The organism is Deinococcus multiflagellatus (genome assembly GCF_020166415.1).
In the GTDB taxonomy this organism is placed as follows: domain Bacteria; phylum Deinococcota; class Deinococci; order Deinococcales; family Deinococcaceae; genus Deinococcus; species Deinococcus multiflagellatus.
The window spans coordinates 117,643-133,152 of the sequence record NZ_JAIQXV010000004.1; the positions used below are offsets into that span (position 1 = coordinate 117,643).

Annotated in this window: 14 protein-coding genes and 1 riboswitch; of the genes, 10 read left to right on the forward strand and 4 right to left on the reverse strand. The window is 70.9% G+C overall.

The annotated features are described in order from the left end of the window. Positions 1-31 precede the first annotated feature (31 nt). The 5 genes from K7W41_RS07605 (at position 32) to K7W41_RS07625 (ending at position 5,362) form a co-directional block, all read left to right on the forward strand. A complete protein-coding gene (locus K7W41_RS07605) occupies positions 32-490 on the forward strand; it encodes a hypothetical protein (RefSeq protein ID WP_224606479.1) in 459 nt (152 codons plus the stop codon). A gap of 28 nt (positions 491-518) precedes the next feature. Continuing rightward, positions 519-620: riboswitch (TPP riboswitch) on the forward strand. Positions 621-668: 48 nt separating this feature from the next. Next, positions 669-1,697: a thiamine ABC transporter substrate-binding protein gene (locus K7W41_RS07610; protein WP_224606481.1), complete on the forward strand. Its 1,029-nt coding sequence runs from the start codon at positions 669-671 to the stop codon at positions 1,695-1,697. A 353-nt stretch (positions 1,698-2,050) separates the two neighbouring features. Beyond that, on the forward strand, positions 2,051-3,592 hold the full coding sequence (locus K7W41_RS07615; RefSeq protein ID WP_224606484.1) for an ABC transporter permease: 1,542 nt from the start codon (positions 2,051-2,053) through the stop codon (positions 3,590-3,592). A 13-nt stretch (positions 3,593-3,605) separates the two neighbouring features. Next, the gene (locus tag K7W41_RS07620) at positions 3,606-4,583 is read left to right on the forward strand and encodes an ABC transporter ATP-binding protein (RefSeq protein ID WP_224606487.1); all 978 of its coding nucleotides are present in this window, start codon (positions 3,606-3,608) and stop codon (positions 4,581-4,583) included. A gap of 149 nt (positions 4,584-4,732) precedes the next feature. Continuing rightward, positions 4,733-5,362 (forward strand): thiamine diphosphokinase, encoded by a 630-nt coding sequence (locus K7W41_RS07625; protein WP_224606490.1) that lies wholly within the window; start codon positions 4,733-4,735, stop codon positions 5,360-5,362. Between the two features lie 62 nt (positions 5,363-5,424). Here the strand turns inward: K7W41_RS07625 and K7W41_RS07630 are convergent, their stop codons facing one another. Further along, the gene (locus tag K7W41_RS07630) at positions 5,425-6,798 is read right to left on the reverse strand and encodes an alpha/beta hydrolase family protein (protein ID WP_224606493.1); all 1,374 of its coding nucleotides are present in this window, start codon (positions 6,796-6,798) and stop codon (positions 5,425-5,427) included. Positions 6,799-6,919: 121 nt separating this feature from the next. On the opposite strand from K7W41_RS07630, the gene K7W41_RS07635 reads away from it, so the two are divergent. The 5 genes from K7W41_RS07635 to K7W41_RS07655 all read left to right on the forward strand — a co-directional run bounded on the left by K7W41_RS07635 (position 6,920) and on the right by K7W41_RS07655 (position 11,230). After that, positions 6,920-7,591 carry a hypothetical protein gene (locus K7W41_RS07635; protein ID WP_224606496.1) on the forward strand — a complete coding sequence of 224 codons (672 nt, stop codon included), beginning with the start codon at positions 6,920-6,922 and terminating at the stop codon, positions 7,589-7,591. 230 nt (positions 7,592-7,821) lie between these two features. Beyond that, entirely contained in the window at positions 7,822-8,310 is a 489-nt protein-coding gene (locus tag K7W41_RS07640) for a hypothetical protein (RefSeq protein WP_224606499.1), read from the forward strand. Positions 8,311-8,427: 117 nt separating this feature from the next. Then, entirely contained in the window at positions 8,428-9,771 is a 1,344-nt protein-coding gene (gene hemL, locus K7W41_RS07645; RefSeq protein WP_224606501.1) for a glutamate-1-semialdehyde 2,1-aminomutase, read from the forward strand. Then, entirely contained in the window at positions 9,768-10,196 is a 429-nt protein-coding gene (locus K7W41_RS07650; RefSeq protein WP_224606504.1) for a CoA-binding protein, read from the forward strand. Before hemL ends, K7W41_RS07650 begins: the two co-directional genes overlap by 4 nt. Before the next feature lie 2 nt (positions 10,197-10,198). Beyond that, positions 10,199-11,230 (forward strand): NAD(P)/FAD-dependent oxidoreductase, encoded by a 1,032-nt coding sequence (locus K7W41_RS07655; protein ID WP_224606507.1) that lies wholly within the window; start codon positions 10,199-10,201, stop codon positions 11,228-11,230. Between the two features lie 300 nt (positions 11,231-11,530). Here the strand turns inward: K7W41_RS07655 and K7W41_RS07660 are convergent, their stop codons facing one another. From K7W41_RS07660 to K7W41_RS07670, 3 genes are all read right to left on the reverse strand, one after another. Further along, positions 11,531-13,579, reverse strand: a complete 2,049-nt coding sequence (locus K7W41_RS07660; protein ID WP_224606848.1) for a single-stranded-DNA-specific exonuclease RecJ — start codon at positions 13,577-13,579, stop codon at positions 11,531-11,533. A 68-nt stretch (positions 13,580-13,647) separates the two neighbouring features. Further along, positions 13,648-13,983 (reverse strand): hypothetical protein, encoded by a 336-nt coding sequence (locus tag K7W41_RS07665; RefSeq protein WP_224606511.1) that lies wholly within the window; start codon positions 13,981-13,983, stop codon positions 13,648-13,650. A gap of 76 nt (positions 13,984-14,059) precedes the next feature. Further along, positions 14,060-15,259 carry an S-layer homology domain-containing protein gene (locus K7W41_RS07670; protein ID WP_224606514.1) on the reverse strand — a complete coding sequence of 400 codons (1,200 nt, stop codon included), beginning with the start codon at positions 15,257-15,259 and terminating at the stop codon, positions 14,060-14,062. Positions 15,260-15,510: the final 251 nt, after the last annotated feature.

The window sequence follows — 15,510 nt, forward strand, 5'->3', positions numbered from 1 at the left end:
CTGGCAGGATTTTCCCCTCTACCCTGGGGCCATGAGCTGCATTCTGCGCGTCTGGGGGGACTTTGATGTGACCGCGTTTCTGGCCGGCACAAACCTTACGCCACATCACGTCTGGCGCGAGGGGGAACCCCAGCGGTTTCCTGATCGCATCGCGCGTGATTCTGGTTTTCTGCTCGCTGCCAGCCCGGCCGACTTCTGCCAGCCCGAACAACAGATTGAAGACGTGATCGCCTTTCTGCAGACGCACCACGCCAGCCTGCTCACTCTGAATGAGCTGCTGACCGTCACAGACCCGGAGTGGGACCACACCTATGCGGAACTGGACTTTGGCATTGAGGACCGTGTGGGCACCCTGAATGAATGGGGCCACGAAATTGTGCATCAGGGTGACCGTTTTCCGCCCATCCTGATCCGGCTGGCGGGGCAGCTGGGGCTGGGCCTGACCGTCTCCCGGTATCCCCGCACGCCCCCCGAGGACGGCGAAGCCTGAGCCCACCACCCATGCGCTATCTTCGCGGGTGCGTCACCGGGGGTGCCGACCCAGAAGCTGGGCGGCTGAGACTTACCCCAGGAACCTGATCCGGGTCATTCCGGCGGAGGGAGCGTGACCGGCCCCGCTTCTGTGGCGGCGGCCCCCGCTTCCCCTCGTGACGCGAGGGGACTTTTTTATGCGCACACCACTGCTGCTGGGCCTGCTGCTGGCTGGGGCCGCCCAGGCCCAGACCACCCTGACCGTGATCACCCACGACTCCTTTGACGTGGACAAAAAGCTCATTGCCGCCTTCGAGAGCGCCAACAAGGTCAAGGTGCGCTTCGTGAAGGGCGGCGACGCCGGCGAACTCCTGAACCGCCTGATCCTGACCCGGCGCGCGCCGATTGCCGACGTGGTGTACGGCCTGGACAACAGCCTGCTGCCCCGCGCGCGGCAGGCCGGCATTCTGGACCCCTACAAGTCCCCGGCCCAGGGCCGCGTGCCCGCCGAATACCGCCTGGACGACGCCGGCCTGCTGAACACCGTGGATTACGGCTTTGTGGCCCTGAACTACGACCGCGCGTGGTTTGAAAAGGCGGGCCTACCGCTGCCCAAAAGTCTGGATGATCTGAAGACGCCCACCTACGCCAAGCTGACCGTGGTGCAGAGCCCCGCGACCAGCAGCCCCGGTCTGGCCTTTTTGCTCGCCACCGTGAACCACTACGGCGAGGCTGGCGCGTGGGCATGGTGGCGCGCGGCGCGGGCCGGCGGCATGAAGGTCACGCGCGGCTGGAGCGACGCCTATTACAAGGACTTCACGAAAAACGGCGGCAAATACCCCATCGTGCTGTCCTATGCCAGCAGCCCCGCCGCCGAGGTCTTTTACGCCGACGGCTTCAATCCCCAGAACCTGCCCGCCCAGAGCCCCACGGGCAACCTGTTCCTGCCGGGCAGCGTGTACACCCAGCTGGAAGGCGTGGGCATCCTGAAAGGCACCAAACAGCCCGCCCTGGCCCGCAAGTTCGTGGACTTCATGCTGAGCGCCCCCGTACAGGCCGATATTCCCACCCGCATGTGGATTTACCCGGCCGCCAAGGCCACGCCCCTGAATCCGGTGTTCAAGTTTGCCCAGCAGCCACCCCTGCCCACCATCAAGCCTGCCGTCAGCGCCAACCCCCAGCGCCTCGTGGACGCCTGGGTGACACAGGTGCTGCGCGCGAGGTGAGGAGGGGGAGGCAGGTGGCGGGCAGCGGGGCGCGGGAAAAACAAACAGGCCACCCCACGCTGACCTTCAGCTTTTCAAAGTAGAACCTTCTGGACCGCACCAAGGCAGCCTGCCCCTCCACTGCCCAGGTCCAGACGAGGCCGTCGTGCCCGAAGGGCGCGGGCCATTACGCGCCATCGGAGGATGGCGTCGAAGCCAGACACGTCACCGCAGAGGGAAGCCCAGCCAACGTCAGTAGAAACTCTTGCCCAGCGCAGCGCCGCTCCCCCTGCCCCTCTGCTGCGCAGCTCTGCGAGTCTGGGGGAGGGGGCTGGGGGGTGGGGTCTACGAAACAAAACCGCAACCACCATCCCATGACCCACCTCCTCCCCTGGCTCCTCACCCTCCCCGGCCTCCTCTTCCTCACCCTCTTCCTGGCCCTCCCCCTCACCCGCACCCTCCTCGAAGGCGGCGTGACCCTGGCCGTCTGGCAGGACCCCTATTTCCAGTCCCGCCTGGCCTGGACCCTCACCCAGGCCGCCCTGACCGCTGCCCTGGCCCTGCTGCTGGGCGTGCCCCTGGCCTACCTCCTGTCCCGCTACGAGGTGCGCGGCAAGGCCCTGCTGCTGCGCCTGCTGCTGCTGCCCTTCGTGACCCCCACGCTGGTGGCGGTGCTGGGCCTCACTGCCCTGCTGGGCCCCCAGGGCGCCGTGACGCGCTGGACGGGACTGGACCTGAGCGACACCCCGGCCCTGGTGCTGCTGGGCAACCTGTTTTTCAACCTGCCCGTGATGGTGCGCCTGAGCCACGCGGCCTTCGCCCGGGTGTCGCCGGGACTGCTGGGCGCGGCGCGCTCGCTGGGGGCCCCGGCGTGGCGCGCGGCCTGGGACGTGGCCCTGCCCCTGGCGCTGCCCGGGGTGCTGGCGGGCACGGCGCTGGTGTTCCTGTATTCGGCCCTGAGCTTTGGTCTGCCCCTGGCCCTGGGCGGCGAGCGCTACGCCACGCTGGAGGTGGAAATCTACACCCTGACGGCCCTGCAACTGCGCCTCTCCGAAGCCAGCGCATTGATCGTGGGGCAACTGGCGCTGACGCTGGTGGTCACGGGGGTTTACGTGGCCCTGACCCGGGGCGGCAGCGGCGTGCCCGTGGGCGGCCGGCCCCGCGCCCGGGGCGGCGCGCGGGCGGCGCTGCTGGGCCTGGGCACCCTGACCGTGCTGATCTGCTTTGCGCCCCTGGTGGCCGTGGTGGTGCGCGGCCTGTGGGGCGCGGCCGGGCCCACGCTGGCCTACTGGCGCGGCATTCTGGCCGATGAGAGCACGCCGCTGCTGCTGTGGAACACCGTGCGCTTTGGCCTGCTGGCCCTGGTCGGGGCCACGCTGCTGGGCGGCCTGTACGCGCTGGGGGCGTGGCGGGCGCGCGCCCGGGTGCTGGACCTGCTGTCGCTGCTGCCCCTGATGGTCTCGCCGGTCAGCCTCGCCGCCGGCTACCTGCTGGCCTACCCGGCGCTGGCCGCTGGCCTGCCGCTGCTGATCGCCGCCTACACCTTGCTGGCGTGGCCGCTGGTGGTGCGCTCGGTGCTGCCGGCCCTGCGCGCCATTCCGCCCCGCCTGCACGAGGCCGCGCGCTCGCTGGGGGCCGGCGCAGGCGCGGCGTTCCGCACCGTCACCTGGCCGCTGGCCTTTCCCGCCCTGCGCGGCGGGGGCGCCCTGGCCCTCGCCACGGTGCTGGGCGAATTCGGCGCGACCCTGGTGCTCACCCGCCCAGAATGGGCCACCCTCTCCACCGGCCTGTATGAGCGCCTGGGCCGCGCCGGCGAGCGCAACCTGGGCGAAGCCTGCGCGCTGGCGACCCTGCTGCTGATCCTCTCGGCGCTGGCCTTTGCCCTGCTGGACGGCGGCGAAGGCGAGGTGACATGAGATGCTAGGGGGGATGAGCGTTGCACCTGCGCTGGCTGTGGATGGCCTGCACAAAGCCTTCGGACCCGTTCAGGCTGTGCGCGGCGTCTCTCTGACCGTGGCGCGCGGCGAAACCGTGGCGCTGCTGGGGCCGTCGGGCTGCGGCAAAAGCACCGTGCTGCGGCTGGTGGCGGGGCTGGAGCGCCCCGACGCGGGCACCGTGGCGGTGGGCGGGCGCGAGGTCACCCACCAGCCCCCGGAAACGCGCGGGGTGGGGCTGGTGTTTCAGGATTACGCGCTGTTTCCGCACCTGAGCGTGCTGGACAACGTGGCTTACAGCCTGCGGGTGCGCGGCACGCCCCGCGCCGCCGCCCAGGCGCAGGCGCGCGAAGCCCTGGCCCTGGTGGACCTGGGCGGGCTGGAAGGGCGGCGCCCGGCGCAACTCTCGGGCGGGCAGGCGCAGCGGGCGGCACTGGCCCGCGCGCTGGCCACCCGCTCGCCGCTGCTGCTACTGGACGAGCCCATGTCCAACCTCGACGAGCGGCTGCGCGCCGACCTGCGCGCCGGGCTGCGCGCGCTGTTTGCCCGCCTGGACGCCGGGGTGCTGCTGGTCACGCACGACCAGCGCGAGGCGCGCGCCCTGGCCGGACAGGTGGCGGTGATGCGCGCCGGAGCGCTGGTGCAGCAAGGGCCCACCGAGACGGTCTTTGCCCAGCCCGCCAGCGCCTGGGTGGCGGCCTTTCTGGGCGAGCCCAACCTGCTGCGCGCGGGGAGCGGGCAGGTGCGCCACGTCCCCGAACGTGCGCTGCACCTGGGCACGGGCGAGCCCTGGCCGGTCACCGCCGGGCACAGCACCGAGGGCGGTCTGCAGGTGACGGTGGCCCACGCCCTGGGCCCCCTGCGCCTGACCCTCAGCCCGCGCGAAACGACGCAACTGCACGGCGACACCCTGCGCCTGAGCGTGGACGACGCCCAGGTGCGCCTGCTGCCCGACGACCGGGGGCAAGGGTGAGCCGAGCCTCAAAAAACGCCGCTCTACGTTCCGGACTTTTTCGTCCGGAGGAACGTGCAGAGCGGCAGAGCAACAAAGAACAAGCGACGGGGTTCGAGGAAGACACCTCTAACAAGGCACTCGATATTCCGGAACAGGACGGGCTTCGTATGATCGCCTGGATTCTGGTGGGCGGGCGGGTGGTGGATACCCCCACCCTGCGCGCGCTGCCCGCCCCGGCCCTGGTGGTGGCGGCCGACGGTGGCGCGCGCCACGCGGCCACCCTGGGACTGAACGTGGACCTGTGGGTGGGCGACTTCGATTCCTCGGCCGGGCTGAACCTGGACGCCCCCCGCGAGGTCTTCCCCACCGCCAAGGACGCCACCGACGCCGAACTGGCGGTGCAGGCCGCCCTAGACCGGGGCGCACGCGAACTGGTGATCCTGGGGGCCTTTGGGGGCCGGTTTGACCACACCCTGGCGCTGGCCCTGGGCGCGCTGCGGCTGGCCGGCCAAGGCGGTCTGCGCGTCACGCTGACCAGCGGCGATGAATGGGGCTGGCCCCTGCTGCCCGCCTCGCCCCTGACGCTGGCCCTGCCCCCGGGGGCCACCCTCAGCGTGCTGGCCCTGACCGACCTGCAGGGCCTGACCCTGCGGGGGGTACGCTGGCCCCTGACTGGCGCGGCCATTCCCCAGGGCAGCGGCTGGACGGTCAGCAACGAGGTGACCGGCCCGGCCGTCACCGCGCACCTGGGGGCCGGGCAGGCGCTGCTCACAGCCCTGCCAGAGCTGCCAGCCTGAAACGGCAAAGGGAGGGGCGGCCACCTTCGCCGCCCCTCCCCTGTTCTGGCGTCCTGCTGGCTTCAGTTGGCCGGGCAGGCGTCCACACCGGCACGGGTGCCCCGGGTAAAGCGGCAGCCGTAGGCGGGGTCGGCCACCACGCTGGGGGTGGTCACGTCGTCCCCGGCGGGTTTCACGCCGGTGGCTTCCCACTTCACCAGATCGGTGAACGCTTCCACCAGTTCCGCTGGGGTGAACTCGCAGTGCCCGGCGGCGCGAATGGCGCGCTGCACCAGCCGCTCGCCATTGCCCGCTGCATTGGCGGCGGCGCGGTACAGCTGCTGGTGGCGGAAGGGCACATAGAAGTCCCCAGTGGTGTGCATGGTCAGCACCGGCACCGAGAATTCGCCGTTCACGCGGGGCAGCCAGCGCACGGTGCCAGGGCGCGCGGGGTTGGGATCGGCCGCGGCCGTCACGCGGACAATGCTGGCGTTAAACGCCTTTTCGGCTTCGGTGGGCGTGGCGCCCTGGGTCCAGCGGTAGGTGGTGTTCGCGTTGCTGTAGATGTTGCGCGGCAGCACGCCCATGACCGTGCCGTCGGCGCCACCGGTGCTGAGGACCGCCTGCTGCCACTGGGCGCTGCGGAAGCCCAGCTCGAAGACGGGGCGCGGCCCACCCGTGAGGTTGCGGGCGATCTCGCGCAGCTTGGCGCCCTGGGTGGCGTTTTCCTGCCACGTGGCCCCAGCGGTGCTGCTGAAGTTGGCCGCCAGAATATCGGGCAGCAGCGCGCGGAAGGTGTCCTGACCCTGCGGGAAGGCTTTCGGGCCCAGGCCCGCCAGCTGCGCGGCCACCAGCGGGTAATCGCCCAGCCATTGGAACTCGTATTCCTCGTCCATCACGCCGCACAGTGGCAGGGCGGCGGCATAGGTGGTCTTGTTCTTGGCCGTGGCCAGGGTTTCCTTTTCCACCGCCGCGCCGGCCACATGCCCGCCCATGCTCACGCCTACGATCAGGGTCTTTTTGGGGGCCCCGTACTTGCCGCCGGTCAGACTGCCAAAGGCGTTGGCCAGGGCGTTGGTGTCTTCCACACCCGCCTGCACGTCGTAGTAGTTGGCGCTGTAGGAGCTGGCGGCCCAGGCGTAGCCCTGGCTCAGCCACAGGGCGCGCAGGGGCGGGGCCTGCACGCGCAGTTCCTTGCCCTCGCCCGCGTAGCCGTGGGCGTACATGACCAGCTGGCCGTTCCAGTTGGCCGGCACTTCTATGGCGTAGCTGGCTTCGCCGCGCAGGCCCGCCATCTTGCCCTGGTACAGGTCGGCGCCCGGCACGGGGCTGAGGGTGGGCACCACGGCCGTAAAGGTCCGGGTGTCCTGGGTACGGGTGTCGAGCACAGGAGGCTGGGGTGGGGTACAGGCGCTCAGGGCCAGGGCCGAAAGCAGGGCGGCAGTCAGGGCACGCATAGGGAAAACCTCCAGAACAGGGGAAGTGTTGAACCGGGTTCAATTGAAAAAGGCCCGGCGATGATAGCGCCCAGGCCCGCCGCTGGGAACCCACGGGCGCTCCCCCTCGTAGGGGGGGGCGATGAGACAGGTTCGGGGCGGACGGGGATGGGGCTGCGGGTGCCTGGGCTGCGGCGGCGGCACGCTGCTGGTGCTGGCGCTGCTGGGGGGCTTGGCGTGGTTTTTCGTGATCCAGCCGGCGCGGAATTTTCTGGCGGGCTTGCAGATGCCCACGCAGACGCAGACCCAGGGACAGCCCCAGGGCACGGCGGGCCAAAGTGGCGGCGCGGCCCAGGGCGCGGGCACGGCGGCGGGCGCTCCCCTCACCAGGGCCGAGGTGCAGCAGTTCGTGCGGGTGCGGCGCGAGGTACGCCAGGCCCTGGGCACCTCGTTTACCGGCGTGCAACAGGTCTGGACGGATATTCAGAACGGCCAGAACCCCAACCTGCTGCAGATGATGGCCGTGCTGCGCGACGCGGGCGCCAGCGTGGGCGCCGCCCGGCAGGCCCAGGCGGCCGCTCTGGCCAAGGAAAGCATGAGCGCCGGCCGCTACGCCCAGGTGCGCGCAGCGGTGAACCGCGCCCTGGGCCTGCCCACCGTGGACTTTGCCCAGGCCGCCCAGGCGCTGCAAAACGGCCAGCTGCCGGACCTGAACAGCACCGTGCAGGCCGGCGGTGGCCCGGACCGCGCCCTGGTGCAACCTTTCCAGCGAGAACTGGAGGCCACGGCGGCGCTGGGCCTGCTGGGGCTCTGAGGGCTGGGGAGTGGAAAATGGGCCGTGGGTTGGCGGCGAGGTTCGGGGTGAGTAAAGAGGTCAGTTGAAGCGCTGAAGCAGGACAGCGGCGAGGGCAGGCTGGGGGCATTCCCTAGCCTGCCCGCTGCTCTTGGCCCTGTGCCGACCGGCTTGGGCGTAGGATGAACCGAGGTTCTCCCCACCCTTCCCCACAGCTGCGCCGCCCTTTCCCCGGCCCACAGGAGACGTCCATGCCCAAGCGGTTGCCCCTTTCGTCCGTCCGGCCTGCTGCCTTGCTGACTGCTGCCCTGTGCGGCGGCGCCCTGGCGGCCACGGCACTTAAGCCCTTCTCGCTGGACATCGAGAACGCCTCGGGCAGCGAGAAGTACACGGTCAGCGGCCAGGCGCCGGCCAGCTACAAGGCCGACAACTTCTTCGGCAATCTGGAAGACGCCACGCGCAAGATCACCATGAAGTTCCGGGCGGCCAGCACCCTGGTCACCTACGATGTGGCCGCGCCGCGCAAGGTGCTGCGTTCGGTCAAGACGGCCACGCGGCAACTGCTGGTGGTGGACACGCAGGGCAACAACAGTTTTTCTGACCGCTACCACCTGGGCATGACCGTCAGCGCCAAGGGGGTGCCGGGCCGCTTCGTGTTCTGCGAGGCCAGCACCAATACCCTGGGCCTGATCACCGAGGCCATCGCCATCTGCGACTCGCTGAGCCTGAAGAAGAAGTAAAACGGTTTCCGAAAGCTTCCGTCACGTACGTACAGAAGGTTTCGGAAGCCGTATCAGGGGGCGTCAACTGTTGCCCGCCTTGCGCACCGCGCGGCCAGGCTCCGGTAAGGTGGCGGCATGAACACCGAGCTTCTGCCGCCGCCGGCGTCCACAGCGCAGTCTGAAGCGCTGTTCGCCCGCGCCCGCGCCGTGACCCCCGGCGGGGTGAACAGTCCTGTGCGCGCCTTTCGCAGCGTGGGGGGCACGCCGCGCTTTATGGCCCACGCCGACGGCGCCTACCTGACCGACGCCGACGGCACCCAGTACGTGGATTACATCGGGTCGTGGGGGCCCATGATCCTGGGGCACAACCACCCCGGCGTGCGCGAGGCAATTCTGCAGGCGCTGGCGGGCGGCACCAGCTTTGGCGCCCCCGGCGAGCGGGAAGTGCAGCTGGCCGAACTGGTCACCCGCCTGACCGGCACCGAGCGCGTGCGCTTTGTCAACAGCGGCACCGAGGCCACCATGAGCGCCCTGCGACTGGCGCGCGGCGCCACGGGGCGCAAGTTCATCGTGAAGTTCCGGGGCAACTACCACGGCCACGCCGACGGCCTGCTGGTCGAAGCGGGCAGCGGCCTACTGACCAACGCTGACCACCTGGGCGGCTCGGCCCCCAGCAGCGCGGGCGTGCCCGAGGAATACGCCCGCCTGACCCTGGTCAGTGAATACAACGACCCCGCCGCCCTGGACGCCCTGATGGCGGCGCGCGGCCACGAGGTCGCCGCCGTGATTTTCGAGCCGGTGGTGGGCAACGCGGGCGTGCTGATCCCCACCCCCGACTTTGTGGCGGCGCTGCACCGCGTGAAGGCCAGCGGCGCCCTCCTCATTGCCGACGAGGTCATGACCGGCTTCCGCCTGTCCCTGCGCGGGGCCACCGGGCGGCTGGGCCTGGAACCGGACCTGATCTGCTGGGGCAAGATCATCGGCGGTGGCCTGCCGGTGGGCGCCTACGGCGGCCGGGCCGACGTGATGGACTTCGTCTCGCCGCAGGGCCCGGTGTACCAGGCCGGCACCCTCAGCGGCAATCCGCTGGCGATGGCGGCCGGGCTGGCCACCCTGCAGGCCCTGGAAGCCGACCCGGGCCTGTACGCCCGGCTGGACGCCTACACGGCGGCCCTGGCGGGCGGCCTGCGCGAGGCGGCACGGGAAGCTGGCGTGGCCATCAGCATCAACCACATCGGCTCCATGCTCACGGCCTTTTTTCAGGACGCCCCGGACAGCTCGGTGCGCACCTACACGGACGCTGCGCGCAGCGACACCGCCGCCTTTGCCCGCTGGTTCCAGGGCCTGCTGGCGCGCGGGGTGTACTGGGCCCCCAGCCAGTTCGAGAGCATTTTTGTCAGCGGCGCGCACGGCGACGCCGAACTGGGCCTGACGCTGGACGCCGCGCAGGCTGCCTTTGCAGAGGTGGGCGGCGCATGACCCAGCTGACCCAGAGCGCCCAGCTGCGCGAGGTGCTGACCACCAGCAAGGTGATCGCTGTGGTGGGCTTTCACCACGACCACATGAAGCCCGCCCACTACGTGCCGGAGTACATGCACCGCCAGGGCTACACAGTGATTCCGGTGAACCCGGCGCTGGCGGCGCGCGGCGAGAGCTATTTCGGCGCGCGGGCGGTGGCCACCCTGGCCGAGATTGGCACGCCGGTGGACATCGTGGACGTGTTCCGCCGCAGCGACAAGGTGCGCGGGCATCTGGCAGACATCCTGGCCATGACGCCGCTGCCCCGGGTGGTGTGGCTGCAGCAGGGCATCCGCGACGACGCTGTAGCTCGCGAATTGGCCGCGCGGGGCATTGACGTGGTGCAGGACCGCTGCCTGCTGGCCGACCACCGGGCGCTGCTCTGAGCATGCACGACTGGCTGGTGGTGGGCGCCGGGCTGGCCGGGCTGGCCTTCGCGCGGGACGCTGGGCAGACCGGGGGCCCAGTCACCGTGCTGGACAAGAGCCGGGGTGTTTCGGGCCGGGCGGCCACCCGGCGGGTTGCCCTGCCGGACGGGACCACCGCGCGGCTGGACCACGGCGCGCGCTTTTTCACGGCCCGGCACCCGCGCACCGTGGCCCTGGCGGAAGGCGGCGTGCGCGAGGGCTGGAATGCGGTGTGGACCCGGGGGGTGGCCACTCTGGACGGGCGCGGGCTCCATGTCGCCCAGGACACCCATCCCCGCTACGCCCCGCCACAGGGCCTGAGCACCCTGGGGCGCGTGCTGGCCCGGGGGCTGGACATTCACACTGGCGTGCAGGTCACCAGCCTCGCGCGGCGCGGCGACCACTGGCAGGTGCACGCTCAGGACGGGCAGACCTGGGCCGCCCAGCGGCTGGTACTGAACCTGCCAGCCCCACAACTGCTGCCCCTGCTGGACCCGCTGATGCTGGGCGACGCCCTGCGCCACTCGGCCAGCGAAGGCGCCCTGCAGGCCGCCAGGCGCGTGGGCTACGCACCGTCCTGGGCGGTGGGGGCGGTGTTGACGGGTGCTCCCCAGTGGGCCCACCCCGCCACCCGCCTGACGGGCGGGCCGCTGGAGTGGGTGGCCCTGGAGCACACCAAGCGCCCGCCCGGCCACCCGCCGGCCCTGACCCTGCAGGCGAACGCCGACTGGACGCGCGCCCATCTAGACGCCCCGCCCCAGGAGGTCTGCGCCCGGCTGCTGGCCGCCGCCGAGGAGGCCCTGGGCGAAACCCTGCCCACGCGTGCGGCCTTTGCCCACCGCTGGCGCTTTGCCACCCCCACCCACCGCGCCCCCGGGCCCTGCCACTGGGACGCGGCCCTGGGCCTGGGCTGGTGCGGCGACTGGTTCACCCCCGATGCCCACGGCCCACGCGCAGAAGCGGCGCTGCTGAGCGGCTGGGCCCTGGCGCGGCAGGTGACGGAGGGGCTGTGAGCTCTGGGCCATGAGCCATGAGGGAAGGGCGTTCCGGCAGCACTAGGGGGTGGACAGCCGCTGATCTATGAACCCACCGCTGTTCAGCCCCACTGACGGGTCATACGGATTCCAGATCACCCGTTACAGCCCCTCCGCGTCGCTTCAGTGCTGTCACGCCTATCCGTCACCGTTTTTCTTTCTCCCTCTGGGCGTGTTCATCAGTGATAGACGAACTGGTGAACCGCAGTCCCTACCACACCCTGGAGCCACGAGCGCATTTCTTGCTCATGGCCCATAGCCCAGAGCTCATGGCCTCTTTCACCCCAGCGCCAGTTCTGGCTGCGGCTCTCCCTGCGCCAGCCCCAGCATGGCCAGCACGCTGGCAGCCCAGCCCTCATCGTCCAGCACGCGCCAGTGGTGGGCCCACTGCCAGCGGCGGTAGGCATCGGCGGCGGCCTCTAACTGCGGCGCCGCCGCCCCGGGCCCCAGTTCGCGCAGGGGGTTAGTGGGGGGCGCCAGCAGGTGCTGCCGGGTCAGGGCGCCTTCCAGGTCCGCCAGGGTCTTGGGCCCAAAGGCGAAGGCCACGCGCCCGCCCAGAATCCAGCGGCGCAGGTCGTCCTCGGCGGGCAGGGTGTACAGAATCAGTTCGCCGCCGGGGTGACCCTGGCCGGACCGCACCAGGGTCAGGCCCGGCATGTTGTCGCGCAGATAATCGGCCACCGCCCCCACCGCGTAAGCGGCAGCGCCGGAGCGCAGATGGGCCAGGGCCACACGCGGGTCCAGCCGGGGCAGGGGAAAGGCGGGAGCCGGGGCGTCCAGCGCCACTGGGGCCGGCAGGCGCAGCGCCTGCCCCTGCACTTCCACCCGCCGCTGCCCGCGCCACTCGCTGCCGGTCAGGTGGGCGGCCAGGTCCCGCTCGCCGCCAGCAGCGTCCGTCTCGCCAAACTTCACGCCGCGCAGGCCCGCCACCTTGAACTGCAGGCTGTCGCCGCGCTTGCCCACCAGCCGCGTCTCGGTCAGGGTGTCGCGCAGGTGCCACAGGGGCAGCGGGTGCCCCTCACCAAACGGCTCGAAGGCGGCCGTCTGGTCCAGCAGATCCTGGGTGGCCCCCAGCGCCGGCAGCGCGGCGTCCAGCCGCACGCGGGGCACGGGGGCCGGGAACTGGCGTACGTAGTCGTGCACCCGGTCCCGGAAGGCCGCAAAGTGCGTTTCGTCCATCGCAAACCCCGCCGCTCCCGGGTGGCCCCCGTAGCGCCGCAGCAGGTCGCCGCTGAATTTCAGGCCCCCCACCGCGCTGATGCCCGGCGTGCTGCGCACCGAGCCCTTGCCCTGCGCCACGATGTACACCGGCTTGTGGTAGGTGTCCAGCAGCTTGCTGGCCACGATGCCCATCACGCCCGCGTGCCAGTCGGGGTGCGTCACCACCAGGGCCGGGTCGCGGGGGTCCACCAGGGTCAGGGACTGGGCGAACATCTCGTCTTGCAGCTTGCGCCGCTCCAGGTTGCGGATTTCCAGGTATTCCGCCAGCCGCCGGGCGTCGTGGGCGCTGCTGGTGGTCAGCAGGTCCAGCGCGACATCGGCCTCGCCCAGCCGGCCGGCCGCGTTGATGCGGGGGGCCAGCACAAAGGCCACGTCGCGCGCACCGGGGCGGGCCACGCGCCCCGTCTCCAGCAGTGCCCGCAGCCCTGGCAGTTCGGTGCGCGCCAGTTCGTCCAGGCCCGCCTGCACCAGCGCGCGGTTCTCGCCGATCAGGGGGGCCACGTCGGCAATGGTGCCCAGGGTGGCCAGCGGGCTGAGGTGCCGGGGCTCGCCCAGGCCCAGGGCCTCGCGCACCGCCCAGAGCAGGTGGTAGGCCACGCCAGCGCCTGTCAGGTTATGCAGCCCGCCGTCGTAGCCCTGGGTCAGGTGGGGGTGAACCACCAGGGCTTCAGGAAACTGCTCGCCGGGGGCGTGGTGGTCGGTCACGATCACCTCAGTGCCCCGGTCCAGCAGGGCCCGCACCTCGGCGTGGTTGGTCACGCCGCAGTCCACCGTCACCAGCAGGTCGCAGGCAGCGGCGTGTTCCTCCACCTTGTCGGGGTGCAGGCCATAGCCCTCGTTCAGGCGGTGCGGGATAAAGCCGTGCACCTCGGCGCCCAGTTCACGCAGGCCCAGGACCAGCACAGCGGTGGCGCTCACACCGTCGGCGTCGTAGTCGCCGTGAATGCGGATGCGCTGGCCCGCCCGGATGGCCGCCGCGATCCGCACCGCCGCTTCGCGCAGCGCCGGATTGGGGGTCAGGATCAGGGGCGGGGCCAGCAGCGCCGGGCTGAGGCCACGGCCCGCCAGCGCCTGGGCCAGCGGCGGCGCCACGCCCCAGGTGCGCATGGTGTCCAGCAGGTGGGCACGGCTGCTGGGGGCGGCCAGCACCCACAGTGGGCTGGAGGCTGGCCCGCTCACCCTTCCTCCTCGCGCGGCCCCTCGGCGGACCCAGCCGGGCGCAGCCGGGCCTGCAGGGTGGCGGTCAGGCGCTCCTCGGCCTCGCGGCGCAGGCGGGCCTCATGGCCGCGGCGCAGGCGCTCACGCCACAGCCCGGGCAGGAGCAGCAGGCCCATAAACGCCGCCCCCAGCAGCAGGAAGACCGCCACCCCGGCCCCCACCGACAGGGTGAACTCGCCGCCCCCCAGCGGCAGGGGCAGGCGCACCAGGCCAGGGTTTTCAAGCGTCACCAGCGCCAGATAGGCCAGCAGTCCCAGCAGGAACAGCACCTGAAGGAAGGAAACGAGGCGCATCCCCCCAGTGTAGCCCGCCCGGGCACCAACAAAAGGGCCCCTGCGCATGGCAAGGGCCCTGAAGAATGGCTGCCGCTTAGAAGTAGAACTTCAGGCCGGCCTTGACCCCGCCGCTGAAGCCGCCATTGTTAGCGCCCGTGGCAGGCAGCCCGGTGGCCGCGCCCTTGTTGCTGAAGTAATAGCGGCCGTTGCCTTCCACGAAGACCGAGATGCTGTCGGTGACGCGGTAGTCGGCGCCCAGCAGCACGTTGGCGTAGACGTCGGTGGCATTGGTGGTGCCAGAGTTGCGCACCAGACCGCTCGTCAGACCCAGACCGGCGCCCACGTAGGGGGTCAGGCTGCCGCCCGCACCAATCTCGTAGGTGGCGTTCACATCGGCGCTGATGGCGTTGAAGGCCGGGGTGTATTCCACGGCGGCGCGGGCGCCGACGGGGCCAATCACGTTGCTGGAGCCCACCATCGCGGTGCCCGTGAGGCAGTAGTTCACCTTGCTACGGTTGGCGCCGCTGCCCAGCGACAGGCACTCGGAGCCCGCGCCGGCCGACTTGGCCCCGAAGGCGACCCCGGCGTACAGGCCACGGCTGGGCGCCACTTCGGTGGGGGTGGGCTCGCCGATCACCACGGTGGTGGGGGGCGTCACTGGGGTGGTGGTCACGGTGCCGCTGGCGCTGGTGCCGGCGGGGCCCGCCGGGCCGGCAGGACCCTGGGGACCGGCCGGGCCCTGAGGACCAGCGGGGCCCGCCGGGCCGGCCGGGCCAGCCGGAATGTTGCGGATAGCGGCTTCCAGCGCGTCAATGCGGGCCTGCAGCGCGGCCACATCGGCCGAGGCGGCGCCCGTGCCGGTGCCCAGGCCGTTGATGCGGGCTTCCAGCGCGTCAATGCGGGCCTGCTGCTCAGCGCTCAGGCGCTCCAGGTCGGTGACGCGGGTGGCAATGGCGGCCAGCTCGGTGCTGACTTCCTGCATGCCGTTGGCAATGGCGGTCATGTCGCCCGCGTTAAAGCCGCAGTTGGCCAGGGCGCCGGCCTGCAGGGCGCGGTAGAAGATCAGCGCGGCCTGGTAGCGCGTGAGGTTCTCGTTGCCCCGGAAGGTGCCGTCGGGGAACCCCTGAATCAGACCGCACTGCACAATGCGGTCCACGGCGTCCTTGGCCCAGTGACCGGCAGGCACGTCGCTCAGGGTGACCTGGGCGGGCGCAGAGGTAGCGGGGGCGGTCTGGGCGCTGGCAGCGCCGAGGCTCAGGGCCAGGGTGGACGCGAGGATCAACGATTTGTGCATGGGGGGTCTCCTTGGATACGCAAAGGCAGGTTGGCACTGAACGTGACCTGTCTTCCTGGGTTCACCGTAGGAAGAGGCCGTGAGCCCTTTGTGAACTGGGCCCCGGAGAGCTGCTGCTGACCCACCGCCAGATGAGGGCCACCTGATCTTCGCCTTCAGGTGGGCCAGATTGTGAGACTGCACACGAGCTGATGAGGAGGCCGGCCGCCACCAGCAACGGCAAAAGGCGCGACTTCATGAGAAAGCTGTCG

Coding starts and splice junctions, on each gene's coding strand:
- K7W41_RS07605 (WP_224606479.1), top strand. CDS start 32: ATGAGCTGCATTCTGCGCGTCTGGGGGGACTTTGATGTGACCGCGTTT.
- K7W41_RS07610 (WP_224606481.1), top strand. CDS start 669: ATGCGCACACCACTGCTGCTGGGCCTGCTGCTGGCTGGGGCCGCCCAG.
- K7W41_RS07615 (WP_224606484.1), top strand. CDS start 2,051: ATGACCCACCTCCTCCCCTGGCTCCTCACCCTCCCCGGCCTCCTCTTC.
- K7W41_RS07620 (WP_224606487.1), top strand. CDS start 3,606: ATGAGCGTTGCACCTGCGCTGGCTGTGGATGGCCTGCACAAAGCCTTC.
- K7W41_RS07625 (WP_224606490.1), top strand. CDS start 4,733: ATGATCGCCTGGATTCTGGTGGGCGGGCGGGTGGTGGATACCCCCACC.
- K7W41_RS07630 (WP_224606493.1), bottom strand. CDS start 6,798: ATGCGTGCCCTGACTGCCGCCCTGCTTTCGGCCCTGGCCCTGAGCGCC.
- K7W41_RS07635 (WP_224606496.1), top strand. CDS start 6,920: ATGAGACAGGTTCGGGGCGGACGGGGATGGGGCTGCGGGTGCCTGGGC.
- K7W41_RS07640 (WP_224606499.1), top strand. CDS start 7,822: ATGCCCAAGCGGTTGCCCCTTTCGTCCGTCCGGCCTGCTGCCTTGCTG.
- hemL (WP_224606501.1), top strand. CDS start 8,428: ATGAACACCGAGCTTCTGCCGCCGCCGGCGTCCACAGCGCAGTCTGAA.
- K7W41_RS07650 (WP_224606504.1), top strand. CDS start 9,768: ATGACCCAGCTGACCCAGAGCGCCCAGCTGCGCGAGGTGCTGACCACC.
- K7W41_RS07655 (WP_224606507.1), top strand. CDS start 10,199: ATGCACGACTGGCTGGTGGTGGGCGCCGGGCTGGCCGGGCTGGCCTTC.
- K7W41_RS07660 (WP_224606848.1), bottom strand. CDS start 13,579: ATGCGCACCTGGGGCGTGGCGCCGCCGCTGGCCCAGGCGCTGGCGGGC.
- K7W41_RS07665 (WP_224606511.1), bottom strand. CDS start 13,983: ATGCGCCTCGTTTCCTTCCTTCAGGTGCTGTTCCTGCTGGGACTGCTG.
- K7W41_RS07670 (WP_224606514.1), bottom strand. CDS start 15,259: ATGCACAAATCGTTGATCCTCGCGTCCACCCTGGCCCTGAGCCTCGGC.